This is a genomic window from Planktosalinus lacus (assembly GCF_014640155.1).
GTDB classification, from domain to species: domain Bacteria; phylum Bacteroidota; class Bacteroidia; order Flavobacteriales; family Flavobacteriaceae; genus Planktosalinus; species Planktosalinus lacus.
This window is the reverse complement of record NZ_BMGK01000003.1, coordinates 192,396-217,182: the sequence shown is the minus strand read 5'-3', so window position 1 is coordinate 217,182 and position 24,787 is coordinate 192,396. Positions and strand designations below refer to the sequence as shown.

At 37.6% G+C, this 24,787-nt stretch carries 22 protein-coding genes; 9 read left to right on the top strand and 13 right to left on the bottom strand.

The features are described from left to right. Positions 1–249: 249 nt before the first annotated feature. Entirely contained in the window at positions 250–1,059 is an 810-nt protein-coding gene (locus tag IEV69_RS04705; protein WP_188439971.1) for a tetratricopeptide repeat protein, read from the top strand. Between the two features lie 206 nt (positions 1,060–1,265). Here IEV69_RS04705 and IEV69_RS04700 read toward each other — a convergent pair whose 3' ends face one another. The 12 genes from IEV69_RS04700 to IEV69_RS04645 form a co-directional block, all read right to left on the bottom strand. Then, positions 1,266–2,618 (bottom strand): UDP-N-acetylmuramate--L-alanine ligase, encoded by a 1,353-nt coding sequence (locus IEV69_RS04700; protein ID WP_188439969.1) that lies wholly within the window; start codon positions 2,616–2,618, stop codon positions 1,266–1,268. Positions 2,619–2,716: 98 nt separating this feature from the next. After that, complete coding sequence (locus tag IEV69_RS04695; RefSeq protein ID WP_188439967.1) at positions 2,717–4,954, bottom strand: S46 family peptidase; 2,238 nt, start codon at positions 4,952–4,954, stop codon at positions 2,717–2,719. 105 nt (positions 4,955–5,059) lie between these two features. After that, the gene (locus tag IEV69_RS04690; RefSeq protein ID WP_188439965.1) at positions 5,060–6,031 is read right to left on the bottom strand and encodes a tetratricopeptide repeat protein; all 972 of its coding nucleotides are present in this window, start codon (positions 6,029–6,031) and stop codon (positions 5,060–5,062) included. 43 nt (positions 6,032–6,074) lie between these two features. Then, positions 6,075–6,590, bottom strand: a complete 516-nt coding sequence (locus tag IEV69_RS04685; protein ID WP_188439963.1) for a DUF4136 domain-containing protein — start codon at positions 6,588–6,590, stop codon at positions 6,075–6,077. Between the two features lie 78 nt (positions 6,591–6,668). Further along, positions 6,669–7,676, bottom strand: a complete 1,008-nt coding sequence (gene obgE / locus IEV69_RS04680; RefSeq protein ID WP_188439961.1) for a GTPase ObgE — start codon at positions 7,674–7,676, stop codon at positions 6,669–6,671. Positions 7,677–7,716: 40 nt separating this feature from the next. Continuing rightward, positions 7,717–8,823 carry an adenylate kinase gene (locus IEV69_RS04675; protein ID WP_188439959.1) on the bottom strand — a complete coding sequence of 369 codons (1,107 nt, stop codon included), beginning with the start codon at positions 8,821–8,823 and terminating at the stop codon, positions 7,717–7,719. A 176-nt stretch (positions 8,824–8,999) separates the two neighbouring features. Next, complete coding sequence (locus IEV69_RS04670) at positions 9,000–9,392, bottom strand: response regulator transcription factor (RefSeq protein WP_188439957.1); 393 nt, start codon at positions 9,390–9,392, stop codon at positions 9,000–9,002. A gap of 181 nt (positions 9,393–9,573) precedes the next feature. Next, on the bottom strand, positions 9,574–10,851 hold the full coding sequence (locus tag IEV69_RS04665) for a YaiO family outer membrane beta-barrel protein (RefSeq protein WP_188439955.1): 1,278 nt from the start codon (positions 10,849–10,851) through the stop codon (positions 9,574–9,576). Between the two features lie 10 nt (positions 10,852–10,861). Beyond that, entirely contained in the window at positions 10,862–12,316 is a 1,455-nt protein-coding gene (locus IEV69_RS04660; protein ID WP_188439953.1) for a glycosyltransferase family 2 protein, read from the bottom strand. Further along, complete coding sequence (locus IEV69_RS04655) at positions 12,313–13,383, bottom strand: HEAT repeat domain-containing protein (RefSeq protein ID WP_229741332.1); 1,071 nt, start codon at positions 13,381–13,383, stop codon at positions 12,313–12,315. The genes IEV69_RS04660 and IEV69_RS04655 overlap by 4 nt, the downstream gene beginning before the upstream one ends. Positions 13,384–13,462: 79 nt before the next feature. After that, positions 13,463–14,623 carry an alanine racemase gene (gene alr, locus IEV69_RS04650; RefSeq protein ID WP_188439949.1) on the bottom strand — a complete coding sequence of 387 codons (1,161 nt, stop codon included), beginning with the start codon at positions 14,621–14,623 and terminating at the stop codon, positions 13,463–13,465. Beyond that, entirely contained in the window at positions 14,614–15,765 is a 1,152-nt protein-coding gene (locus IEV69_RS04645) for an amidohydrolase (RefSeq protein ID WP_188439947.1), read from the bottom strand. Before IEV69_RS04645 ends, alr begins: the two co-directional genes overlap by 10 nt. Positions 15,766–15,900: 135 nt before the next feature. On the opposite strand from IEV69_RS04645, the gene IEV69_RS04640 reads away from it, so the two are divergent. Beyond that, on the top strand, positions 15,901–16,581 hold the full coding sequence (locus tag IEV69_RS04640) for an HAD family hydrolase (RefSeq protein ID WP_188439945.1): 681 nt from the start codon (positions 15,901–15,903) through the stop codon (positions 16,579–16,581). A gap of 1 nt (position 16,582) precedes the next feature. On the opposite strand, the gene IEV69_RS04635 is transcribed toward IEV69_RS04640, so the two are convergent. Further along, on the bottom strand, positions 16,583–17,194 hold the full coding sequence (locus IEV69_RS04635) for an SET domain-containing protein (protein WP_188439943.1): 612 nt from the start codon (positions 17,192–17,194) through the stop codon (positions 16,583–16,585). A gap of 180 nt (positions 17,195–17,374) precedes the next feature. On the opposite strand from IEV69_RS04635, the gene purK reads away from it, so the two are divergent. The 7 genes from purK to IEV69_RS04600 all read left to right on the top strand — a co-directional run bounded on the left by purK (position 17,375) and on the right by IEV69_RS04600 (position 24,784). Further along, entirely contained in the window at positions 17,375–18,532 is a 1,158-nt protein-coding gene (gene purK, locus IEV69_RS04630; protein WP_188439941.1) for a 5-(carboxyamino)imidazole ribonucleotide synthase, read from the top strand. Between the two features lie 72 nt (positions 18,533–18,604). After that, on the top strand, positions 18,605–19,090 hold the full coding sequence (gene purE, locus IEV69_RS04625; RefSeq protein ID WP_188439939.1) for a 5-(carboxyamino)imidazole ribonucleotide mutase: 486 nt from the start codon (positions 18,605–18,607) through the stop codon (positions 19,088–19,090). 55 nt (positions 19,091–19,145) lie between these two features. Further along, entirely contained in the window at positions 19,146–20,621 is a 1,476-nt protein-coding gene (locus IEV69_RS04620) for a carboxypeptidase-like regulatory domain-containing protein (RefSeq protein WP_188439937.1), read from the top strand. 199 nt (positions 20,622–20,820) lie between these two features. Continuing rightward, a complete protein-coding gene (locus tag IEV69_RS04615) occupies positions 20,821–21,681 on the top strand; it encodes an SPFH domain-containing protein (RefSeq protein ID WP_188439935.1) in 861 nt (286 codons plus the stop codon). Between the two features lie 138 nt (positions 21,682–21,819). Beyond that, positions 21,820–21,984, top strand: a complete 165-nt coding sequence (locus tag IEV69_RS04610) for a type II toxin-antitoxin system antitoxin (RefSeq protein WP_188439933.1) — start codon at positions 21,820–21,822, stop codon at positions 21,982–21,984. 133 nt (positions 21,985–22,117) lie between these two features. Then, positions 22,118–24,148 carry a M3 family metallopeptidase gene (locus IEV69_RS04605; protein ID WP_188439931.1) on the top strand — a complete coding sequence of 677 codons (2,031 nt, stop codon included), beginning with the start codon at positions 22,118–22,120 and terminating at the stop codon, positions 24,146–24,148. Between the two features lie 69 nt (positions 24,149–24,217). Beyond that, positions 24,218–24,784, top strand: a complete 567-nt coding sequence (locus IEV69_RS04600) for a sigma-70 family RNA polymerase sigma factor (protein WP_188439929.1) — start codon at positions 24,218–24,220, stop codon at positions 24,782–24,784. The last annotated feature ends 3 nt before the right edge of the window (positions 24,785–24,787 follow it).

Genomic DNA, 24,787 nt, shown 5'->3' with positions numbered 1-24,787 from the left:
AATAGGAATTGCAATTTTGTGGAAAACAATAAACAGACATAAAAAGCACTATACACAACACCGACGATAGGCTTTAGCTTGGAAACGCTCACTCGGAAAATTACCTAACGGCCAGTTCGCTGTGCTCGTGTCTATCAGATTTTCCACAGGTTTGGGTTTTTTTTGCTACATTAGTTGCTCAATCCACGCCACAGCTCATACGAGCCTGAAACGCTGACAGTAATTTATTAAACCGCAGCACATAAAATCATGAAAAAAACATTCTTAATATTATTTTTAATCAATATTTATCTTTGCTTTGGGCAAGATTATTTTGAAGGGAAAAATCTGTACTGCGGTTCAAGCAATCCAGAGGCATTGAAAGCTTTTAACGCTGGAATAGAATTGTTACATCTCAATTCTTCATTGGATAAAAAAAACCTCAATAAAACTGCAGATGTATTTTTTAAAGCTTTCAAGATTGACAGCACATTTTGCGACGCTGCATTTTTTACTGGCTATACAATGAGATTAATGAACGATAAAGACGCATTGGTTTTCTATTATATGGCTGATAGTTTAGCCCAAAATAAAGCTTCTATTTTTAAATCCAATCTAGCTGCAGAAGCTATGAGATTCGGAAATGTAGAAGGTCTTAAATTAGCAAGAAAAAAATATGAAGAACTTATGGAGTATTTTCCAGAAAGCCCTGAAGGATATTATGGTATTGCCTTAACTTCACCAATGATTGGCGACTTAAAAAATGGGTTGAATTGTATTAATACAGCAATCAGCAAGTATTTAAAAATGAATCATAAGGTTAATGATGATGTTTATTTTTTAAAAGGTGTTTTATTGACATTAAACGAGAAATACGAGGAGGGAATAAAATACCTTGAGAAAGCAAAGTCAACCTTTAAAAATGACGAAAATTTTAAAATCCATTATTCTCTGTGTTTATTAAAGACTTCACAAATGAATAATGATTTAAAAATGAAGAAAAAAGCTAAAAAAATATACAATAAAATAAAAAATAAAAACGAAATCCCAGAATTTATCAGACATCAACTAATATTTTAAACTGCTGGTAAAAAAGACGTCCCTAACTTAACAAAAAAGCTAACAATAAAAAATCGAAGAAAAACTACTGGCAACTAAGCATTCATATGGTCGGCACGACCCAGTATGAACGCCGTGTTGACTGAACCGGTGGGTTGGTTGGTGACTTATGGGTTTTGTTTGCTAACTTAGTTATATATTAACTTCCGGTTTTTTGGCAAGGGATGTTAGACCAACTCCTTTACCTCATCAAAGTCTAATCCGCCATAGTTGCCGCTGCTCATTAAGAGGAGGTTTGTGTTCTTAAACTCCTGGGTGTATAAATAGGTTTTAAAGTCGGCCGGGTCTGTAAAGATGACCAGGTCTTTTCGTTCAAAGGCTTCTTCTATCTGCGTGTCCTTGATGGCTTCCAGTTGTTTTATTTTTATGGCGTGCATGGAGTAAAATACCACCGCCACATCTGCTGCATCGAGGGCTCCTTTGTATTCTTTTAAAAACTCAGGGTTGAGGCTACTGTAGGTATGCAGCTCCAGGCAGGCAATGAGTTTTCGGTTGGGGTATTGTTCTTTTAAGGCTTTGGTGGTAGCTTCCACTTTTGAGGGGGAATGGGCAAAGTCTTTATAGGCTACAAAGTTGTCCCTTTCTGCAATCTTTTCCAGGCGCTTTGAGGCGCCCTTAAACGTGGTAATGGCTTCATAGAAATCATCTTCGTCTACGCCCAGGTGTTGGCATATCCATTTGGCACCGGCGAGGTTGTTGAGGTTGTGTTTGCCAAATATTTCAATGGGCATAGGGCCTTCGGGGGTGTCGAGATAAGTGGTTCCGTTATCAATGGTATACTCAGGTGTGTGGTAGCCTATTTTACGAATGGTATTTTCAGAAGCTTCCACTACCTTAACTACTTCAGGGTCTTCTGCATTGAAATTGATGCTGCCACCCTTTACAATAGAATCTACAAAGATTTTAAACTGCTCGACATAGTTTTCATAGGTGGGAAACACGTTGATGTGGTCCCAGGCAATACCGCTCAATAAGGCAATGTTGGGCTTATAGAGGTGAAACTTGGGTCGCCGGTCTATGGGCGAGGATAAGTATTCATCTCCTTCCAATATGATAAAATCATTTTCATGAGTGAGGTGCACCATGGTGTCAAAACCTTCCAGCTGAGCGCCCACCATATAATCTGCCGGGATGTTGTGATAATCTAGCACGTGTAATATCATGGCCGTGATGGTGGTTTTACCGTGACTGCCGCCAATGACCACACGGGTTTTGTTTTTGGAGTGTTCATATAAATACTCCGGATATGAATAGATTTTAAGTCCGAGTTCTTGTGCTTTTAGTAATTCGGGGTTATCGGCTTTGGCGTGCATACCCAGGATGACAGCATCCAGTTGTGATGTGATTTTTTCGGGAAACCAGCCAAAGGTTTCCGGTAAGAGTCCGGCTTTTTGCAAACGTGATTTGGAGGGTTCAAAGATTTCGTCATCGCTTCCAGAAATAGTATCTCCTTTATGGTGTAACGCCAGTGCCAGGTTGTGCATGGCACTTCCGCCAATGGCTATGAAATGAATGTGCATAGTGAGTGTTTTATGGAGTAAAGATAAGCAAAGACCAATAAAAAAACCTTTCAAAGCAGTAAACTCTGAAAGGTCTTTTATTAAAAATTGTGAGCTGTCTATTTTACAATTGTCATCTCATCGACAAGGTGTTTTGCACCTGCATATTTGTCAATAATGAACAAGATGTAACGCACGTCTACATTGATGGCACGTTGCAATTGGTCGTCAAAGATCACATCACCTGCCATGGCTTCGATGTTTCCATCAAACGCAAGACCAATGAGCTCTCCTTTTCCATTCAACACAGGCGATCCTGAGTTACCACCGGTGATGTCGTGGTCTGTAAGGAAGTTTACCGGCATATGCCCTGCTTGATCTGCATAAGGACCAAAGTCTTTTGCATTGTATAAGTCAATGAGTTTTTTGGGCATATCAAACTCGTCATCGCCGGGTTGGTATTTTGCCACGGTGCCTTTGAGTGTGGTATAATAGTTTACTTTGGCATCGTTGGGCTTTTTACCCTTGGGAAGTGCTCTTACTTTACCATAAGAAAGTCGTAAAGTACTATTAGCATCTGGGTAATGTTTCTTATCAGGATTCATTTCACGCATACCCTGAATCATTAAGCGATAAGCTTTTTGGTAATCAGCTTCAAGTTCTTTTTCTTCTTCAGATTGATATCTGTAATCTTTTAAAAGGTCTTTTGAAATCTTATAAATAGGGTCATTTACAAATACTGTACTGTCTGGACTTTTAAGAAATTCTTCAAGGCTTTCTTTGGTAGAAAAAATACTTTCATCAATTAAATTACTTAAACTTTCTTTGATTGAATTGTTCCCTCTTTTATAGTCTCCTTTTAAGCTGTCCAGATATGGAATTGGATTTGGAACATTTAAAGCATAAAGGTTTACCGTTTCAATGAAAACATCTTTTTCTAAATCGGCATTATAGGTTTCATAATACTCATCTATTACAGTTTGAAATTTAACCAATAGCTTGCCTGATGAGACTTCATCTAATGAAAAGTATTCAGCAAATGCGTTTTCAACCCTAATAGGCATTATAGCCAATTGACTTGACCTTAATACTCCAACAATATAGTTGATTTCACTACTTCTTTTATTGGTCTTTTCATAGTACTCATTAATAACATCCATTACACTTGAATACTTGACCATGTCTTCAGTATCCAACGCTGTGATAGAAGAAGCAGATGAGCTTTTTTTAGAGCTTTCATCGCCAGTTGTTCTGAGGTCTGTATTTTTTTGATAACTTGATCTTACCTCTTTAATAAATTTTGATTCTTGTTCTCTTTTAACACTTGCTGTTTTATGCTTTTTTAAAGCATCTATCATTCCCTGTCGGTTTTTCCAATAGTTTGCAATACCTGCATAACGCGAAGCATAGTCCAATTTTACTTGCTGATTTTTATCCATATGGACTTTCATGGCATCCATCGCTACTTTTGAGGCTTCCACAAAGGCAGGATAAGCATAATTTACATTCTGATCAATTCCTGCAGCAGGCATCCATCGATTTGTGCGCCCGGGATATCCTAAAATCATGGCAAAATCATCTTCTTTAATACCTTTCAAACTTACCGGTAAATGATAATCAACCTGTACAGGCACGTTTTTTTCAGAATATCGAGCAGGCTTCCCTTCTTCATCTCCATAGACTCTAAAAAGAGCAAAGTCTCCCGTGTGTCTTGGCCACTCCCAGTTGTCTGTATCTCCACCAAATTTTCCAATGCTGCTTGGTGGTGCACCCACAAAACGTACATCATCATAATCTTCATAGACAAAATAGTAATACTCGTTTCCGCTATAAAATGACTTTACTGAAACGGTATATTTTCCACCTTCGTTGTTTTCCTGTTGGATTTTTGCGATTTCCTGATTGACAACTTTTTCACGCTCTTCTTCGGTCATTTCATCGTTCACTAAATTGAGAATGCGTGATGTTACATCATCCATTCTTACAAAAAATCGAACGGACAGGTCCTTGGGCTTCAGCTCCTCTTGATAGGATTTTGCCCAAAACCCATTGGTTAAGTAGTCATTTTCTTCTGTTGAAAGTTCAGCTATCTTGCCATAGCCACAGTGGTGGTTAGTTAAAATCAATCCGCTACTGGATATAATTTCAGCAGTACATCCTCCTCCAAACTGAACGATGGCATCTTTTAAACTGTTGTTGTTAACGCTATAGATTTCTTCAGGGGTGAGTTGAAGTCCCATTTTTTGCATATCAACATAATTGAGTCGCTCAATATGCATCAGGAACCACATACCTTCATTTGCTTTAACAGGCACTATAAAGAGCCCAAGCAATACTAAAATCAATAATTTTTTCATGGAATTTTTAAAATTTAAATTAGATATTCTATCTGTTTTTATATAAAGGTTGCTAATATACAAGATTTGAAAATAATCTCAATAATTGGTGAATAGGTTTATCGACTACATTTTTTGAATGCGTTTGTGTTCTTCCATGGCTTCTTCAAAGTCACTTTTTATCGAAAGTGCTTTTTGAGACCAATTCAATGCGTTTTTTTTGTCACCTAAATGTCTGTAAATCTGAGCAATTCTGTAATAGGCCCATTCGAGTGGTACACCGTCTCTTACACTATGACCCTGAATAAAGGTCTTTAAATAATTTAGACCTTTTTGAAGTTCAATATTGTACATCGCTGATATCTTCCCAATTTGATAATTGATACTGTTTCTCTTATGTTTTTGGGCTGAAGCCTCTCTAATTTCCATAGCTTTATCAGGTTCACCGGTTTTGTTTTCATAGAGATCAGCCAGTTTTTCATAAGTGAGCGGTGACTGCCCTATTTGCATTGCCTTTTTGTAATGTTTTTCGGCATCCCGGGGTCTATTGAAATGTTCTGCGATATACCCCAGTGTCAAATAGCCGTCCACCTCAGAGAGTTTCATCAATTCATCGGCATAAGTCAAGGCGGTACTTTCGCTTCCGCCTAAAAGGGATGGCAATGCTATGTAGAGATCAATCAGTGCCCATCTGGCTTCAATGTGAAGGGGGTCTAATTGAGCGGCTTTTATCAAGTGTGATTTTATTTCATTTATATAAAGCGCTGCTCTAAATCTACTCACACTTTGTGCCTTTCTTCCTAAAACGCCGCCATATTTAAAATTGTAGTTTGCATTGTTTGGGTGAGCATCCAATAGTGTTTTATAATAGGACAAGGAAGTATCCCAATCAGAGTTTACCGCAGCGATGTCTCCTAAATATTCTTTTGTTTTTAAATGATTTGGATTGGATTTTAAAAATGCTTCAAAATGAGGTTTTGCTTTCTGATAATCCCCAGCATAATAAAACTCTTCGCCCAAAGTAAAGGATTCATTTTGAGCAGACAGACAAAGAGTCGCTGCAAATGTTAGAAATAGTAAAACCGTATATCGTGTCATCAAGCTATTTTTATAATAATTTATATTCAGAAACTTTCCATTTCTATTTTGGTGGGAAGGGTTTGAAAAGCTTTACCAATGTTTTTGTGTAGTAAATATCTTTTTGTTGCGGAGTTGCTTTCGCTTTGTAACTTCCATTTGCTATTGCTTGCCAAACGAGCAAATCAGTCTTTTCTTCTATTATATCAATCGTCAGTGTTTGATTGACCTCATCACCTCCAATTGGAATCCCACCTGAAACGCCTACCGAGGTGTTTCTTCCAGTGTTTCCAACTCCAATACCAATTGTGTTACGGGATCTGGTAGTAAATTCATCACTGTAAAAATTGACAAGTAACTGAGGGGTTTGAGATTTTACAAATCCTTTATTTTGCAGAATGCTATCGGTAATTTTATAGATTCTATTGTCATCCAATTCACTTAAACCAGAAGAGATTGAGGGGTAAAAATTGTATGTTGTAAAGGTTGTAAAGTCTTTTTCGGTATCAAAATCATAAGCAATGGTAGCGCCACAAGAGCTAAGAAACACTAAAAATACAAAATAACAAAAAGCTTTCATTCCAGTTAAAACTTGGTGCTAAATATACAAAAGCTTTTATGCGAAAGGTTCTAAAGAAGTATTAAAGTTATTTTTATTTTAATGCTCCACCTGAAGCATTTTCCAAAGTTTATCTTTAAGCTCGGCTAACCCTTGTTGTGCCACAGAGGAAATAAATAAATAGGGGATTCCCTTAAACTGTTTATCGAGTTCTTTTTTCATTTCTGCCTTTAACTCTTCATCCAGCATATCGCTTTTTGTGATGGCAACTAAACGTTCTTTGTCAAGCAGTTCGGGATTATACTTTTTGAGTTCGTTCAACAGGATATCATACTGCTCTTTGATATCTTTTGAGTCTGCCGGAATTAAAAAAAGTAAGGTGGAGTTGCGCTCAATGTGTCTTAAAAACCGATGTCCAAGACCTCTACCTTCAGCTGCACCTTCGATAATCCCGGGTATATCAGCGATCACAAAAGTTTGAAAGTTACGATATTTTACGATTCCGAGATTGGGTTTTAAGGTGGTGAACTCATAATCAGCAATTTTAGGCTTTGCGGCTGTCACAACTGAAAGTAGCGTAGATTTTCCGGCATTTGGAAACCCTACCAGACCTACATCAGCAAGTATTTTGAGTTCAAGAGTAATGTCTTTTTCCTGAGCTGGTATACCGGGCTGTGCATAGCGTGGTGTTTGATTTGTACTGCTCTTAAAGTGCCAGTTGCCACGACCACCCATTCCTCCTTCCAAAAGGATTTTTTCTTCATCATTTTCAGTAATTTCAAAAATGACTTCCTGGGTTTCAGTATCTCTCACGACAGTTCCCAGTGGCACATCAATGTAGACATCTTCACCTTCTGCTCCTGTACTTCTACCGCTGGAGCCGTGCTCTCCATGACCGGCTTTAATATGTCTTTGATACTTTAAATGTAAAAGTGTCCAAAGATTGTCTTTTCCTCTTACAATTACATGACCTCCTCGACCACCGTCTCCACCATCTGGACCACCTTTTTCAACGTATTTTTCACGGTGTAAATGTGCTGAACCCTGACCACCTTTTCCTGATGAAACGTGCATCTTTACATAATCTACAAAATTGCCTTCTGTCATCTTTTTAATTTCAGGTTCAAGGTTTCAGTTAAAATCTAATTTATAATTTATCAATTACTTTACTCAGCCGATCAGTAATTTCACTGATGCTTCCAACGCCATCAACACCGAAGTATTTATTTTGTTTTTGGTAGTAATTCTTCAGGATTGCAGTTTCTTGATAATACACTTTAATTCTATTTCTTATAATTGATTCATCTGAATCGTCTGCGCGTCCACTTGTTTTACCGCGTTCCAAAAGGCGCTTTACCAATACTTCGTCATCAACTTCAAGAGCTACCATTCCATCAACCTGAGTGTTTTTTTGTCTTAAAAGTTTGTCAAGTGCTTCTGCTTGAGCTTCTGTTCTAGGAAAACCGTCAAATATGAACCCATTTGCACCTTCATGTTTTTCAAACTCAGCTTTCAGCATTTTGATGGTCACCTCATCGGGTACTAGCTGGCCTTTGTCCATATATGATTTTGCTAACATCCCTAAATCGGTTTCATTTTTTATGTTGTAACGAAAAACATCTCCGGTAGAAATGTGAACCAAATTGTAAGACTCTTTCAAAACCTCTGCCTGTGTTCCTTTTCCTGCTCCCGGAGGGCCAAATAAAATAATGTTTGTCATGTGTTGTGTTTTTAATTGATATATTTCGGGGAGATTTCTGCCCAGACCATCATAGTCTAGACCAAAACCAACTATAAATCGATTCGGAATTTCAATTCCAATATAATCTATTATTAAATTTTTCTTATACGCTTCCGGTTTAAAAAAGAGCGTAGCGGTTTTTAATGTTTTAGGTTTTTCCTTTAAAACAATTTCATGGAGTAATTCTAAAGTCGTTCCGGTATCAACAATGTCTTCTACCAGGATAACAACTCTGTCTTTTAGACCTTCATTGACTCCAATAAGCTTAGTCACCTTTCCTGTTGTTTCTGTTCCTTTATAGGATGCCATTTTTACAAAACTCACTTCACAGTTGCCTTTATAAGATTTCATCAAATCACTCATCACCATAAAAGCGCCATTAAGAACACCAATAAATATAGGTGTTTCCCCTTTTGTGTCTTCTGAAATTTGAGAAGCAAGTTTAACAATTGCAGTTTCAATCTGCTTTTTGGAAATAAAGGGGACAAAAGATTTGTCGTGAAGTTGAATCAAAATCGTGATTTGAAAAATGAAAGTGCAAATTTACGAAATATAAGGTATTTATACTTTGTATTTTACACTTAATATTTTGTGAAGATTTCGTAAAAAATATAGAAAATAGGTATGCCTTTCAGAATGACTCCTGAATTAAAAAATAAAATCAGATTAAATGAAAGTGTAGAAGTAAATTATATTGCGATACGCACTTCTTTTTTCATTAATAATCTTTTTACTCTAAGCAAAAACTCATTGGGGTTAAATGGTTTTGCAACAAAGTCATCTGCTCCAAGTTTAAAGGCTCTGGTAACCGTGCCTTCTTCTTCTCCCAATGCAGATAAAACAATAACGGGAATGTGTGAGAAATGATCTTTACAATAGCTCGTTACTTCAAGTCCTGATTTTAGTGGCAACATCACATCTGTTATTACCAAATCAGGTTGAATTACATTCATGCGCTCAATGGCATCCAGACCATTTTTGGCACTTGAAACAGCATAGCCTTCTTTCTTAAGAATGAAGTTTAGAATTCTTAATGTGAGTAGATCATCCTCTACCACAAGGATTTTTTCAGCATTACTCATAGGTTATATAAATTTGGGTACATAATCGAAAGTGTTTCGGGCAAAAACACTTTCCATATTGCTAAAGTAAAAAAATATTTCAGGATTACAACTTTTTCTTACAATTATTTCACTTTAAGTACATTTTTTAACGATAAAGTGCATAATCGTAATGCAGTAAACATTAATTTTATTAATGGATTTAAAGTCTGTAATGAAGCATTATAAAGGATTCAAACTCATTTTGCCAATTTTCATCTATGTATTCCTGGCGGTTGTAAACTGCCTGAACTCCGGCAATGAAATGCTTTCCAAATTGTCTGTAATACCCCAATCCGGCTCTGTAAGAGTTGAGTTCCACTCGCTGATCTAAATCTGCCAGTATCACTCTTTCATCGGGTGAAGTGCCATAACCTAAAATAAAATTAACATAATCAAATCGGGTGTTATAATAATAGCGGGATGTTAAAGTGAAGGCGGAATACACATTCGTATTTTGTTCCTGGAAAAAAGATCTTAGATGCATCCAGTATGAACCAAAGTATTTACCAACTCCAAGTATTCCGGCCGGTATGCTGTTTTGAGCAACATAGGTATAGCGCGCTCCCAAATCGAGTTCCCAACCCTTGGGTAATGTTTGAAAATAGGAAGCTCCCAATCGCCATTTTGGAAACACCAAATCTTCAGAATAGCCTATCGATACATTTGCATAACTGTTTTCACCGGTAAAAAAGTAAGATTCTCCCTCAAACTGAACTCCATCAATTAACTGTGAACCATTGGAGCGCCTGTTTGCATAATTGATTCTTCCTAAAACTGAGCCCCATTTTCTCTCACCTATATATTGAATAGTTCCAAGGTGCCAGGGGCCTACCCCGTCCCGGTTAAAACTTGTAAGACTGTATTGAAGTCCGATGCGGTTGCTGTTAAAGCGTGAATCAAGCCAAAAGATGCGTTGTTTTATTTCAGAGTTTTCAGGATATAAAGTTGAAAGTTCCTTTAAATATGTACGCTCACTTTCAACAGCTTCTTTTGATTGATATAGTTGTAGTTTTTTAAAACGAAAGTTCTTATTCTCAGGATGAATAGTGATCGCGTTATTTATAACACGTTCTGCATTTTCATAATTTTTTGTTTCCAATTCCAAATTTATTAAATACAAAAATGCTTCTTCATAAGCAGTATTTTTTTCTAAAACTCTGTTGAGATAAAATCGGGCACTATCTCGTTGATTTGTTAATTGGTGGACTCTGCCAATTAAAACCTGAAAATCCAAATACTCGGGACTAATTTTTTTCCCTAAATGAGCTTGTTTTAAAGCTCCGGAATATTCTTTTTGCTTTAAAGATTCATATGCCTGCAAGAGCAAACTATCGGTATTAATTTGTTGAGCAAGGGAAATTTGAAAGCTAAAAAAAAGCGCGCAGGCTAAGATTGCACATAGGTTATTGGATAATCGAATATATTTTGAAATTTTCATGTTGGATTAATTATTTTTTTACGTCTGCAAAGCCTTTCCTTACCATCACGCCCCAAGTTGCTTCTTTTTTTGTAAAATACTGCCAGTATCCTTTTATTGCAGCTACTACAACCACCGGATGATATAAAAAGGGTTCAATCAACGCCATACCTATAAGCTTTAAAACCTCTCTTATATTTGCATAACTTTTGTATAACAATTCATCCAGTAAAATAGATATGATTGTAATATTAATGTAAAAAAAGTAAACAAAAAGCATGGACCACATTAAAAACTCATAATTGATAAATCCTGCATAAAAAAAAGATAAAATCAAGCTTGTGGCAATCAACAATAAACCAAATAGTTCAATAATGGGTGCTAAAAATTCAAAAAAGAAAAAATAAGGCAAAGCAAACCAGGACGTTCTTCCATATTTTAGTTTAAAAAACATGTTTTTATGAATTGCCAGGGTTTGTATCAAACCCCTTGCCCAACGAATGCGTTGTCGCATTAAAATTTTTAAATTAGGAGGCACTTCTGTCCAGCATAAAGATTCAGGAATGTAGGTGATTTTAAATTTTTCCTTTTTATCATACATTACTTTTCGCATCCTTATGATGAGTTCCATGTCTTCGCCCAAAGACGTATGCTTATAGCCGCCGGCTTCAATGGCCACTTCTTTATCAAACATACCTAAACCTCCTGAAACTAATATCAAGCTATTTAATTGACTCCAGGCCATTCTACCAAACAAAAAAGCACGCACATATTCTAACTCCTGAAACATGGGATACCACTTTTTTGGAAAATGCACCTTCACCAGAAAGCCTTCGTTGACTTCACAGGAATTAGAACTTCTAATCGCCGCACCTGATGCTATAACTTTTATTTTGCTTTCAATAAAAGGTTTAACAAGCTTTACAATAGTATTGGGTTTTAAAATACAATCTACATCTGTGCATAAAAACAAAGGGTATTGTGAAGAGTTGATACCTGCATTTGAAGCATCGGCCTTGGATTTTCGGTTTTCTTTATCAACCACTAAAAGTTTAGAGTACACCGGGTTTTTTGATTTATAATGCCCCTTTACTGGAGCGGTCTCAATATGCTCCTGGTAAAAAAAAGGTACTTTGACCAAATCAAATTCTTTAATCAGCTTTTCTAAAGTGTCATCTGAACTGCCGTCATTGACAATAATTACTTCAAATTTTGGATAAGAAAGTGACAATAAAGATTTTGCATTGTAAACTATTGTTGCACCTTCATTAAAAGCTGGTGCAACTATAGAAACACCTAGCGCTTCATTGGATTTTAATAAAACCTCCTCATTGATATAATGCTTCATCAATACATACTTGCGAATAGCATAATATGAAAGAAAGGCAAAAATTAAATAGGAAACTACATAAAAGGATGCATACCCGGCTATAAACCACTCATAAATATTAAGAAATTCTACTATGTATGTATATAATTCTTTCATAAATAAGCAGAATTTATATGTAATTTCATTCTATCAATTTCCATATCAACTAAAAAGCGGCTTTCATAATAGCTAATATCAATAGACTTCAAACACCTTAACAGCTCCATTTTAATATCTTTATCAAGGTGTTTTCTTATCAAAATTTTAGTGATAAACGAAATACTGGATTCACTTCCAATAACTGCTAAGGATTTTAAAATTTCAATTTTTAACAACTTGTCTTCCTTATCAAAACGATTTTGTAGCGCTTCTTCTGCATCAATTAAAAATAATTCTCTTATAGAAAGAATAACTTCTTCTCTAATTCTATGGCGTTCATGATTCAAAAGGGAAATAATTTTTTCAGATGCCCCTGTATAATTGTAAAATACCATCACTTTTAAACCTAAAATAACTATTGATTCGTTTTTAGCATCAAGCCAGCTATCTATGTTTTTTGGAATGGGCTCTTTTTTCATATAAAAGACATCAATCACTTTATACTCATTTACGCTTGATAAAGAATATGGATAATCTACTAAAAAATCAAAAGGCTCAGTTGTGAGATACAGGTGTGCTATAAAAGCATTAGACCTTAAAACTTCATTTTTAGAAGTAATGTAAGGTTTGATATATTTTTGACCATGCACAAAATTCAATGCCTGAAAATGATAAATACCCTTACATTTGGTATACCAAAAAGGTCTTTTGATAAGTTTCAAACTATTTTTATGAAGCCCAAGTACCATGTAAATCTCCCTCACTTGAAAAATTAGATCTCCTTTCAAATTAAGACTTAAATCAATGATGGATGACAATACTAATTTTTGAAACCATTTTTTATGGTAAGGAAAGCGAGATTTAAAGTTTTTGACTTCAGTTTGTAAACGTTCCCCTTTATATCCTGAGAATGTTAATTCGGTAAGCGCATCTGAAATTTTAGGAAGATATTGTCTTTTTTTATAGGTGAGATATCCAAACCTTAGCCTGTAATATACCAAAGCAATTGCTAGAAGAACCAACAAAATCATCAATATGGGAACCATATAATTTTGAAGGAAGTTTTCAAGAAAATCTTTAGTCATCGAAAAAGATATATAGTCTTTTTATTATTTTATAAACTTAATTTAAGTTCTTCAAAACTCAAAGTATATTTCTTTTTTTTTAATCTACCATTATTCTTGGAATTTCTGCGGGAAGTCTTGTAAGCATTTCATAATTAACCTGATTGCTAAATTCGCTGAAAGAACTTACACCAATTTCCAAATCTCCTTGCTTACCAATCAAAACGACCTCATCACCTTTTTCAATGGTGTCCAGATGTGTTACATCAACGGTCATCATATTCATATTTACTACACCGATAACCGGAACACGTTGCCCATTGATCAACACCCTGCCTTGATTACTCAAAGACCTGCTAAAACCGTGACTGTACCCCACAGGAATAGTAGCAATTTTCATGGGCTGACCGGCCATAAAGGAAGTGCCATAGCCAACAAAATCACCGGTTTTGACATTCTTTACATCCATAACCTTGCTTTTCCAGCTTAAAAGCCTTTGCAGGGGGTCTTCTTTAGTTTTTGCTTTTTCAAGAAAGTGAATCAAGACTTCTTTGGTTGGAAAAAAGCCGTATTGAACAATCCCCAGTCGCACCATATCTCCCTGGGTTTGCGGATACCGCAAGGTAGCTGCGGAGCAAGCTGTGTGTATAAGTTGTGGCTCAAGGCCAAAATCTTTAAAATACCGTTTTGCCCTTCTGAAGTTTTGTTGCTGTTGTTTTATGCGGTAATAATTAGCAATTTCTTCTGCTCCGGCAAAATGAGTACATAAACCTTTGAATATCAAAACATCATTGTGGGCCTTTAAAGTTTCTGCGACTTCCTGCCACTCGTCTACATCAAAGCCTGTACGGTGCATTCCGGTTTCTACCTCAATGTGAATTTTTGCTTTTTTTCTTGTTTTTTTGGCAAATGAAACTGCTTGTTTCAGTCGCTTTAAATCAAAAATATAGCAGGAAATATCCTGCTCTATCGCCCATTCCAGTTGCTCATCTTCAACAGAACCCATAATCATAATATCACTACGTTGTTTACTAGCCTTTTGAACATTGTAAGCTTCGTCTGCGCTAAAAACCGAAAAGTGATCAACACCATTTTCCTCAGCCAGAGGCGCAAATAGTTCAATAGAATGGCCATAAGCATTTCCCTTCACCACCGATGAAATTTTCACACCCTCACCCAAAAAGCTTCTTAAAAAATTAATATTGTGCTTGTAAGCCGCTTTACTGATTTCAATGTGGCTGGTGTGGAGGTCTAAGGGCATGCTAAGTAGTTTTTGCAAAGTTCGTAAAACATCTTTGAACCTGTTGGTATCAATTCATCAGGAAAATCATATTCCGGGTTGTGCAAAGCGGGGCAGTCTTCACCGGCACCAATTCCGAAAAAAGCACCTTTGTATTGCTGAGTAAACAATCCAAAATCTTCTCCCCATTTGAAGGGTGATTTTCTTTCAGTTACTTTAAATTTAAGGTTTTTAGCAGCTGTAGTAATGTTTTCAACTGCTTCAGCATTGTTATCATTGGCTTTAAAATCTTCTGTGTATTTATATTTTAATTTGAGCCGGTATTTTTTGGCCAAAGCAACCAGATAAACTTCCATTTTTTCCTGTAGCTTTTTCATTTCTGTTTCTGTCCAGGTGCGGATAGTGAAACCAACGGTAGCCTCTCCGGGTGATGTTCCGTAGGCTTTACTTCCTAACTCAATATGAATGGGTGTTACTACTGCAAAATCGTCGCGTTCCGGCAGGTTGTTTGACCATAATGATGCCTGTAAAACCAATTCAGAAACCGCCATCGCGGGGTTGATGCCGTTTTCAGGTTCGGCAGCGTGCGTTGTTTTTCCGTGGAAATCAATCACAATACTCGTTACTGAAGCGGTAAAGGAGTCTTCTTTCACAACAACCTCGTGCAAGGGATATCCCGGAAGATTGTGCAATCCAAAAACCCAATCGGGCTTTAAGGAAATAAAATTTTCATCTCTTAAGACTGCTGCCGCACCGGCTCCAATTTCTTCCGCCGGTTGAAAAAGTACTAACGCTTTTCCTTCCTTTGGAGGATTTTTAGAAAGCAGTTTTGCAAGACCCAATAGCATGGTTGTGTGCCCGTCGTGACCACATTTATGGGAAACCCCTTTTGTTTTGGAGCGGTAATCAAAATCATTGATTTCCTCAATGGGAAGCGCATCCATATCCCCTCTAAACAAAACATTTGGGCCTTTTATTCCACTGTCAAAAACTGCTACAACACCATAACCACCTATTGATGAAATGATATGAGAAGGCTTGCATTTTTCCAAAAAAGCAAGTACTCTTTTGGACGTTTCTTTTTCTTCACCCGAGAGTTCGGGGTGTGCGTGCAATTCTTTTCGAAATTTGGTAAGATTTTTTATTTCGCGGGCCTCAAACATAATTCATTTTTAAAAAGCTATAATACCAAAAATGGCTGAAAGATGCTAAGAAATTATGATATTTATAGGAAAGCTTTTTGTTAAAAGACTCTTTGATGAAGCTGTTGTTTTTTTACTTTTGCCAAAAATCTTTTTATGTCATTAAAAGCAGTCTTATTTGACATGGATGGAGTGATAGTAGATACAGAACCACTGCACCACAAAGCCTATTTTCAAATGTTTTATGACAGAAACCTGGAGGTAACAGACGCGATGTACCACAGCTTTACCGGTCAATCCACTCTAAAAGTCTGCAGGCAATTGTGTGAGCATTTTCAGTTGGCTGTTAATCCTCAGGAACTGGTCTTGCACAAGCGGTCTAAATTTCAGGATTTATTTATTAATGACCCTGACCTGGCGCTTATTTCAGGTGTACAAGAACGCATTGTGGAGTATTATGAAAATGGACTCATTTTGGTTTTAGCTTCTTCTGCTTCCATGGGAACCATCAATGCTGTTTTTGACCGTTTTAATTTGAATCCCTACTTTAAAGAAAAACTAAGTGGTGCCGATTTAAAAGCCTCAAAACCACATCCTGAAATTTTTATAAAAGCCGCTCAGGCTGCCGAAAAAGAAAAGCACCATTGTGTCGTCATCGAAGATTCCACAAATGGCATTCTCGCCGCTAAAGCTGCAAACATCGCTTGTGTTGGTTATGACAGCATCCACTCAAAAAATCAGGATTATGCGCTTGCAGACAAAGTAATCAATCATTTTGAAGAAATTGCATTACCTGAATTGAAACAGTGGTTCATTGAGAAAAGCAAGCCAGTTTAATTTACTTTGATTTGTTTAATTCCAGTTTATTTTCTTCAAAATAACAACTCAGGATGGAAAGCATTTTCTCTTTACCGGAAGCAATTTTTTCAACTTTCTGCCAGACTTCTTCAGAAATATAAGTCCGAAGCGGCTGATTTAACTCCGTAATCAATGGAAAGACAGCTTTCACTTTTTCATCCCATTCTTTGTGATAGCGCACCAAATCATCGGGGTAAACAATTTTTCGTTCGGTGCCTTCGTCTTCGGCTTCAAAAGGTTCTGTTATGTTGAGGTAGCCATAATCATCGGTCAATTGCTCTCCCGGGTGGATATCGCGAATCGCCACTTCAAAATCATAGGCCGTGCTGATGCAGTTGGCATTAAAACTGTGATTGACATAACGGCCAAAATCCCAGCAAAACACAAAGTTTCCGCGGTTGTTTCTATAGGTATAAAAGTCAAGGATTTTTTGGTATTTGGGATCCATTTTGGAAACTTCCTGAGGCGTAAATTCCCTGTCTAAAGCATCTAATGCCCAGGTAATTGTGCCTTTTGGAATAAATTCTGTAGCCACTACACCGTAGCCAATTTGTTTGCTTATAAAACGCAATTCCGTTTTTGGAAAAATCATAAATATTATTGGTTAGATTCTATCAAAGGAATGAAATTTTTTGATTCAAAATACAGCGTAAAAAAAATAATTTATTTTCTCTTAAATGAAAGGAAAATTTACATTTGAATACACTTTAAATTATAACGCAAACCAGTTTAAAATTCCTTTTACTTATCTTTGCGCAAACCGAAATTTCCTATGAATTATTTCTCATCCAATTTCACTTTAGGCATCCTTGGCGGTGGTCAATTGGGCAAAATGTTGCTCTATGAAACCCGAAAATATGACATCGCCACCAAAGTGCTTGACCCCAGTGCTGAAGCACCTTGTAAAATTGCCTGCAACACATTTGTTCAGGGAGATTTGATGGATTATGAAACCGTTTATAACTTCGGAAAAGATGTGGATGTCCTCACTTTTGAAATTGAAGGCGTGAATGTTGAAGCTCTGGAAAAACTTGAAAACGAAGCCGTAAAAGTATATCCATCGTCGAAAACCCTGAGATATATTCAGAGTAAAGCTGTTCAAAAACAATTTTATAAAGACCATCAAATTCCCACGGCGGCTTTTATCCTTTTTAAGGACAAATACAGCCTTCAGGAAGCCCTTGTGCGCAAGGAACTGCACTATCCTTTTGTCTGGAAAAGTGCTACCGGTGGTTATGACGGAAAAGGTGTGAACATCATCCGTGATGCTGAAGATTTGATTCCGCTTGCTGAAGGCGAGTGCATCGCTGAAAAACTGATTCCCTTTAAAAACGAACTAGCGGTGATTGTTGCCCGTTCTGTTTCCGGTGAAATCAAAACCTATCCTGTAGTGGAAATGGAATTTCATCACACCGCCAATCAGGTGGAATATGTGCTTTGTCCCGCACGAATTGATAACGCTGTCACGGAAAAAGCCCGGGAAGTGGCCATGAAAGTCTCCAAAGCATTTGAACATGTTGGTTTGTTGGCTGTCGAACTTTTCCAAACCGAAGACGACGATATCATCGTTAACGAAGTGGCTCCAAGACCCCACAACAGTGGACATTATAGTATTGAAGCCAGTTATACCAATCAGTTTGAGCAACATTTACGGGCAATCTTAGATTTACCTTTAGGCAACACCGACAGCAAAGTGGCCGGAATTATGGTCAACTTAGTAGGCGCTGAAGGACACACCGGGCAAGTGGTTTATAAAAACATCGAAAAAATCATGGCCATGCCGGGCGTTACACCGCACATTTACGGCAAAAAAGAAACCCGCCCTTATAGAAAAATGGGGCACGTCACCATAGTGAATGAAGATATCACCGAAGCCAGAAAGATTGCTGAGGAGGTGAAGGATTCTATTCAAGTGGTCAGTAGCAGTTAGCAGAACAAATCACAACTAAATTTAAAATTAATAGGTAACTTTGAATATTGAACTTTAAACCTTGAACCCGAAATGAGTAAAGTAGCCATCGTCATGGGAAGCGACAGCGACCTGCCTGTAATGCAGGAAGCCGTTGATATTTTAAAAGGATTTGACATTGAAGTGGAAGTGGACATCGTCTCTGCCCACCGCACTCCTGAAAAACTGGTAGATTTCAGCACCAACGCCCACAAGCGTGGTATTTCAGTCATTATTGCGGGAGCCGGCGGTGCTGCACATCTTCCGGGTATGGTGGCTGCTATGAGTCCGTTACCGGTGATTGGTGTTCCCGTAAAATCCAGTAACTCCATTGACGGCTGGGATTCCATACTTTCTATTTTACAAATGCCGGGTGGTGTTCCCGTGGCAACAGTTGCACTCAATGGTGCAAAAAACGCAGGTATTCTTGCCGCACAAATTATCGGAAGTGCTGATAAATGTGTCCTCGATAAAATCGTAGCCTACAAAGAAGGATTGAAACTGTCAGTTTTGGAGAAAGCTAAGAAGCTGAAAAAATAACCTGTAACATTTCCTTTCCTTTTTCGTCATCTTTGCTGTAAATCAACCATTATCAATGATGAAATTCTTCAAATCACTTTCAGCAGCATCCCTTTTCCTCTTAATAGCTCAGCTTTCAACAGCCCAGACTTTAACCGGAATCGTACTTGACAAAATAACCAAAGAACCCTTGGTCTTTGCCACTGTCCAAATCAGTGATAAATATGGTGTCATTACCAATGATGAAGGTGTTTTTAATATCCAAACGCATCGTTTTTCGGAAACAGATTCTATTAAATTTTCGAGCATGGGTTATGACTCGAAAAGTTTTGTGTTGAAAAATTTTGATTTAAGCACCATTTATTTGGAAGAAAAAATTGACGAACTCAAAAGTATATACTTAGTCAATAGAAATACCGACCCTCTGATGATTATGCAACGTGTGGTTGAAAACAAGTCCAAAAATTACGGCAACGACCTGATGCATTTCAACACCTTTAGCCGAACCGGTATCAGCAACACACCAAAAGATTTTGAGCTCAAACTCAAAAAAGCCGACTTTACAGACAAAGATGCCGTGAAAGCATTCAACCGGGAAATTCAGAATTTTTCAAAGCAGATTCGCGACAAAACCACCTCAATTTATTTTGATAACTATTCTGAAGTCAGTATCAACGGTGATAAACTTAAAGTGAATGAACAAAAAACCACCCAACTCATCAACCGTGAAGAAAACACTTCGCTGGAAAACCTTCAGGAAAAGGTGATCAAACTTTTGGGTGATAAAATAAAAACTGAAAGTACATTTAAAGTAAAAAGCGGTATCCTGCCCATTGATGATGAATTCAAATTTGAAAAAGCCGAAAACCTGTTCTCCGAAAAAGACACAACTGATTCCAACGTTAAAAACAATATTAAGAGTTTGCTTTCCTCAGCCGACCTGAGCAAAAGCAACGAATACCAATTTCTATCTGAAATTGAAAACTACAATTACACCCTTACCGATGTCACCGGTTATCAGGATGAAATGGTATATGTATTGAATTTTAAGCCCAGAAAACGGAAAGCCAATTATCAAGGTACGCTCTATGTTTCGGCAGATACGTATGCGGTTTTAAAAATGAATTATGAACTGGCCGAAAAAAAGGTGGCTGAAAAGGCAAATTATAAGTTTTTACTGGGAATTAAGTATGTTCAGGATTTTAATTCCGGGATTATTATTTATCAGAAAACCGGGGATAAATACTTTCCAAAATACATTCAAAACCATACCAACAATTACATTTATTTTGGGCGGTCGTTTAGTTTTAAAGAAAATGCCCCACGCAGAGACCGAATGGACATCAAGCTTGATTTTACCATTGAAACCAATGTGGGTTCGCGACAGGAACTGCTGATTGTCGATAGTCGCCGCATTACCGACGAAGATTACAACGCGGCTCCCAAAAGTCAAAAAGCAATTGTTGAAGTTATTCAAAAATATGAACCGGTGCTTTGGGAGAGCTACAACATTATTGCACCGAATGAAGCGATTAAGGGGTTTGAGTTTTAATATACTAACAAATCTATCAATGTTTTATCCCTAGGCTTTGGGACTGAGAAGGTTTTGAATTTTTTATCATTCTACATTTTTTAAACAGCTATTTGTAAAATGTCCCTAAATAATAAAAAAGCATTTCTTTCCATGTCATTAATTATTTTTTGATATCTTTGTGATATCATAATAGTATCACTTTTAAATCTAAATCGTCATGACTCAAGAAAAAATTATTATTCCTGCTAACGGGTATCTAATGTTGTTTGTTAATTTGGCTTTGCTCATTGTAAGTATTGCCGGTATTTTTATTACTAAGTCTCCTTGGTTTGTTTTTCTTATTGTATTGTCTATTTTCATGTTAGCAGGGTTTGTGATGGTGCAGCCCAACGGATCTCGTGTATTGCTCCTGTTTGGTAAATATATAGGTACAGTTAAAAAGAATGGGTTTTATTGGGTAAATCCATTTTATACTAAAAAGAAAATTTCGCTTCGTGCCAGTAATTTTGACAGTGAACGTTTAAAAGTCAACGATAAATTAGGCAATCCGGTGATGATTAGTACTATTTTGGTTTGGCGTGTGGAGAATACCTATAAGGCTGCCTTTGATGTGGACAATTATGTTGATTTTGTAAGGGTTCAAACCGATGCTGCGGTTAGGAAATTAGCCAGTATGTATCCCTATGACAATTTTGCTGACGAAGGTTTAGATGAAGATATTACATTACGTTCCAGCGTTAATGAGGTAAGCGAGGCTCTTGAAAAAGAACTGGAAGAACGTTTGTCGATTGCCGGTATTGAAGTTTTGGAAGCGCGTATTGGTTATTTGGCCTATGCTCAGGAAATTGCCAATGCCATGCTGAAACGTCAGCAAGCCACTGCCATAGTTGCTGCTCGTCACAAAATTGTGCAAGGTGCCGTGGGAATGGTCGAAATGGCGTTGGATGAACTCAGCAAAAAAGGAATCATAACCTTAGACGAAGAAAGAAAAGCAGCTATGGTGAGCAATTTGATGGTAATACTGTGTAGTGACAAAGACGCAACTCCTGTGGTCAATGCAGGAACTCTAAACCATTGATAGCAAAATCAAAAAAATTGTCAATTTAATCAGCAATCAAAGAATCGTAAAACAAACACCTTGTGACGGTTGGAAATCGGCCTCTTTTGCAACCGTCTTTTCGGAAAGCATTTTTTAGAGGTACAAAAATCGATAACTATGTCAAAAAAGAAACCCTTTGCACTTCGTGTAAATGAAGATATGATGAATGCAATTGAAAAATGGGCAGCAGATGAGTTTCGTAGTACGAATGGGCAAATTGAATGGATGCTTATGCAATGTCTTAAAAAACACAAGCGAGATCCAAAAGAGAAAAAATCTTAAACCCTCTAAGGATTCAAAAATTATGGAATATCAACCCTCCCAGAGTTCAAAAACCTGAGGGGGTTAAATTTGTCATATCATTAATGCATTTCGAAAAGAGGTTTTGTAAATTTGTTCTTCAAAAAATTGAACCATGCAAAACCCGTTACTACAATCCTTCGATACCGCCCCATTTTCCAAAATAAAAAATGCCCATTTCAAACCTGCTTTTGAACAAGCCATCGCAACTGCCAAAGCCGAAATTGATGCCATCACATCAAATGCACAAGCTCCTACTTTTGAGAACACCATCGAAGCTCTGGAGTTTACCGGGCAGCAACTGGATCGCATTTCGAGTGTTTTTTTCAATTTAAATTCGGCGGAGACCAATGATGAAATCCAGGCAATTGCTCAGGAGGTTTCGCCTTTGCTTTCTGAATTCTCTAATGATATTACTTTAAACGAAGCTCTGTTCAAAAGGGTCAAAACGGTTTATGAAAACAAAAATCAACTTGACCTTACTCCCGAGCAACAAACCCTTTTAGAAAAAAAATACAAAAGCTTTGCCCGTAACGGTGCCAACCTGCCCGAAGACAAAAAGCAGCAATTGCGGGACATAGACAAGCAACTCGCCAAATTGAAACTCACATTTGGTGAAAACGTGTTGGCCGAAACCAATAAATACACCCTCCACATCACTGATGAAAAAGACCTGAGCGGACTGCCAGACCACGCCATTGAAGCAGCGGAACAAACCGCTGAAGAAATGGGCAAAAATGGATGGATCTTCACATTGCAATATCCCAGCTATATCCCGTTTATGACCTATGCCGACAATCGGGAATTGCGCAAAAAACTGTCCCTTGCTTTTGGTGCCAAAAGCTTTCAGAATGACGAACTAGACAACCAAAAAAATGTATTGGAAATTGTCAAATTACGTCATCAAAGAGCGGAATTGTTGGGTTATGACACCCACGCCCATTTTGTCCTCGAAGAACGCATGGCTCAAAGTCCTCAAAAAGTGGAAAGCTTTCTTGAAGAGTTGCTAGAAAAAGCAAAACCCGCTGCTAAAAGGGAGTTTGATGAACTTTCCGCTTTCGCGAGAAAGATAGATGAAATAGAAACCCTTCAAAAATGGGACAGTGCATATTACACTGAAAAATTAAAACAAGAACGCTTTGACCTCGATGAAGAAAAGTTAAAACCCTATTTCAAGCTTGAAAATGTCATTGATGGTGCATTTACAATCGCCGAACGCTTGTTTCAATTAAAGTTTACCGAAGTTTTTGATGTTGACAAATATCACGAAGATGTGAAAACCTATCGCGTAAGCGATACCAAAGGACTCGATGTCGCCCTGTTTTATGCAGATTTCCATCCACGGCCGGGAAAACGCAACGGGGCCTGGATGACTTCTTACAAACCTCAGTATGTAAAAGAAGGAAAAAATGAGCGTCCGCATATTTCTATCGTTTGCAATTTCACAAAGCCTTCCAAAACCAAACCGTCTCTACTGATATTTAACGAAGTGACCACTTTGTTCCACGAGTTTGGCCACGCACTGCACGGGATGCTGGCCAATACAAGGTATCCAAGTCTTTCGGGAACTGGAGTTTACTGGGATTTTGTGGAGCTTCCCAGTCAGGTGATGGAAAACTGGTGTTATGAAAAAGAAGCTTTGGAGCTTTTTGCCAAACACTATGAAACCGGCGAAACCATCCCGATGGAACTCATTGAAAAAATAAAAGCATCGGCCACCTTTATGGAGGGGATGCAAACGTTGCGACAGTTGAGTTTTGGTCTTCTCGATATGGCCTGGCACGGTGGCGGGTCGCCACACACAAATAAATCTGTAAAGGAAATAGAACAAGCAGTCTTTGAAGGCACCAACTTTTATCCAGATGTCCCTGAAAATTGTATGAGCACCTCGTTCTCTCATATTTTTCAGGGAGGATATTCTTCCGGGTACTATTCATACAAATGGGCTGAAGTGCTGGATGCTGATGCTTTTGCCTACTTTCTGGAAAAAGGGATTTTCAATATAGAGGTGGCAGCAAAATTTAAGGAACACGTCCTCTCCAAAGGCGGTACTGAGCACCCGATGGTGTTGTATAAACGCTTCCGCGGAAAAGAGCCTAATCCTGAGGCACTTTTAGTAAGAGCCGGTTTGGTTTCAAAAGATTAATACTTGTGTTCCTTGATGCAATTATAGATGCGTTAAGGTTAAAATTTCTACATTTACATAAAAAAAGCTGTGGAGTCATCCAAACATAAGATAGATACCGCTCAATGGGTAGATCGCTATGCAGATTACCTGTTCAATTATGCTATTACACGTGTGAATGATACTTATATCGCTGAAGAACTGGTGCAGGAAACCTTTGTTGCCGGCTTAAAGTCGATGAAAAACTTTAAGGGTGAAGCCACGGAGCGCACCTGGCTGACTTCCATTTTAAAGCGAAAAATCATTGATCAGTACCGAAAAAACAATTCCAAAAAAGGGCAGGCAGAAGTGAGAATGGACTACAGTAATGCTGCAGATCAAGAAGGTGACTGGCTGGAAGAGCAAGTAGAAGATAACACAACAATGAATGCGGAATCCCATCTTGAAAACAAGGAGCTTGGTCTTGCCATTGAAATTTGCCTGGAAAAACTCCCTTTAAAACAAGCAGAAATTTTCAAGCAGAAGACCATTTTAGAACAGGAAACTGAAACGATTTGTAAGGAACACGATATTACTGCGTCAAACCTTTGGGTGATCATACACCGCGCCAGGGTCCAATTAATGCAATGTTTACAAGACGACTGGTTTAAAAATTAAACA

What these genes read in the sequence shown, in the direction of transcription:
- IEV69_RS04705 (WP_188439971.1), top strand. Translation starts at nt 250, where the DNA reads ATGAAAAAAACATTCTTAATATTATTTTTAATCAATATTTATCTTTGC.
- IEV69_RS04700 (WP_188439969.1), bottom strand. Translation starts at nt 2,618, where the DNA reads ATGCACATTCATTTCATAGCCATTGGCGGAAGTGCCATGCACAACCTG.
- IEV69_RS04695 (WP_188439967.1), bottom strand. Translation starts at nt 4,954, where the DNA reads ATGAAAAAATTATTGATTTTAGTATTGCTTGGGCTCTTTATAGTGCCT.
- IEV69_RS04690 (WP_188439965.1), bottom strand. Translation starts at nt 6,031, where the DNA reads ATGACACGATATACGGTTTTACTATTTCTAACATTTGCAGCGACTCTT.
- IEV69_RS04685 (WP_188439963.1), bottom strand. Translation starts at nt 6,590, where the DNA reads ATGAAAGCTTTTTGTTATTTTGTATTTTTAGTGTTTCTTAGCTCTTGT.
- obgE (WP_188439961.1), bottom strand. Translation starts at nt 7,676, where the DNA reads ATGACAGAAGGCAATTTTGTAGATTATGTAAAGATGCACGTTTCATCA.
- IEV69_RS04670 (WP_188439957.1), bottom strand. Translation starts at nt 9,392, where the DNA reads ATGAGTAATGCTGAAAAAATCCTTGTGGTAGAGGATGATCTACTCACA.
- IEV69_RS04665 (WP_188439955.1), bottom strand. Translation starts at nt 10,851, where the DNA reads ATGAAAATTTCAAAATATATTCGATTATCCAATAACCTATGTGCAATC.
- IEV69_RS04660 (WP_188439953.1), bottom strand. Translation starts at nt 12,316, where the DNA reads ATGAAAGAATTATATACATACATAGTAGAATTTCTTAATATTTATGAG.
- IEV69_RS04655 (WP_229741332.1), bottom strand. Translation starts at nt 13,383, where the DNA reads ATGACTAAAGATTTTCTTGAAAACTTCCTTCAAAATTATATGGTTCCC.
- alr (WP_188439949.1), bottom strand. Translation starts at nt 14,623, where the DNA reads ATGCCCTTAGACCTCCACACCAGCCACATTGAAATCAGTAAAGCGGCT.
- IEV69_RS04645 (WP_188439947.1), bottom strand. Translation starts at nt 15,765, where the DNA reads ATGTTTGAGGCCCGCGAAATAAAAAATCTTACCAAATTTCGAAAAGAA.
- IEV69_RS04640 (WP_188439945.1), top strand. Translation starts at nt 15,901, where the DNA reads ATGTCATTAAAAGCAGTCTTATTTGACATGGATGGAGTGATAGTAGAT.
- IEV69_RS04635 (WP_188439943.1), bottom strand. Translation starts at nt 17,194, where the DNA reads ATGATTTTTCCAAAAACGGAATTGCGTTTTATAAGCAAACAAATTGGC.
- purK (WP_188439941.1), top strand. Translation starts at nt 17,375, where the DNA reads ATGAATTATTTCTCATCCAATTTCACTTTAGGCATCCTTGGCGGTGGT.
- purE (WP_188439939.1), top strand. Translation starts at nt 18,605, where the DNA reads ATGAGTAAAGTAGCCATCGTCATGGGAAGCGACAGCGACCTGCCTGTA.
- IEV69_RS04620 (WP_188439937.1), top strand. Translation starts at nt 19,146, where the DNA reads ATGATGAAATTCTTCAAATCACTTTCAGCAGCATCCCTTTTCCTCTTA.
- IEV69_RS04615 (WP_188439935.1), top strand. Translation starts at nt 20,821, where the DNA reads ATGACTCAAGAAAAAATTATTATTCCTGCTAACGGGTATCTAATGTTG.
- IEV69_RS04610 (WP_188439933.1), top strand. Translation starts at nt 21,820, where the DNA reads ATGTCAAAAAAGAAACCCTTTGCACTTCGTGTAAATGAAGATATGATG.
- IEV69_RS04605 (WP_188439931.1), top strand. Translation starts at nt 22,118, where the DNA reads ATGCAAAACCCGTTACTACAATCCTTCGATACCGCCCCATTTTCCAAA.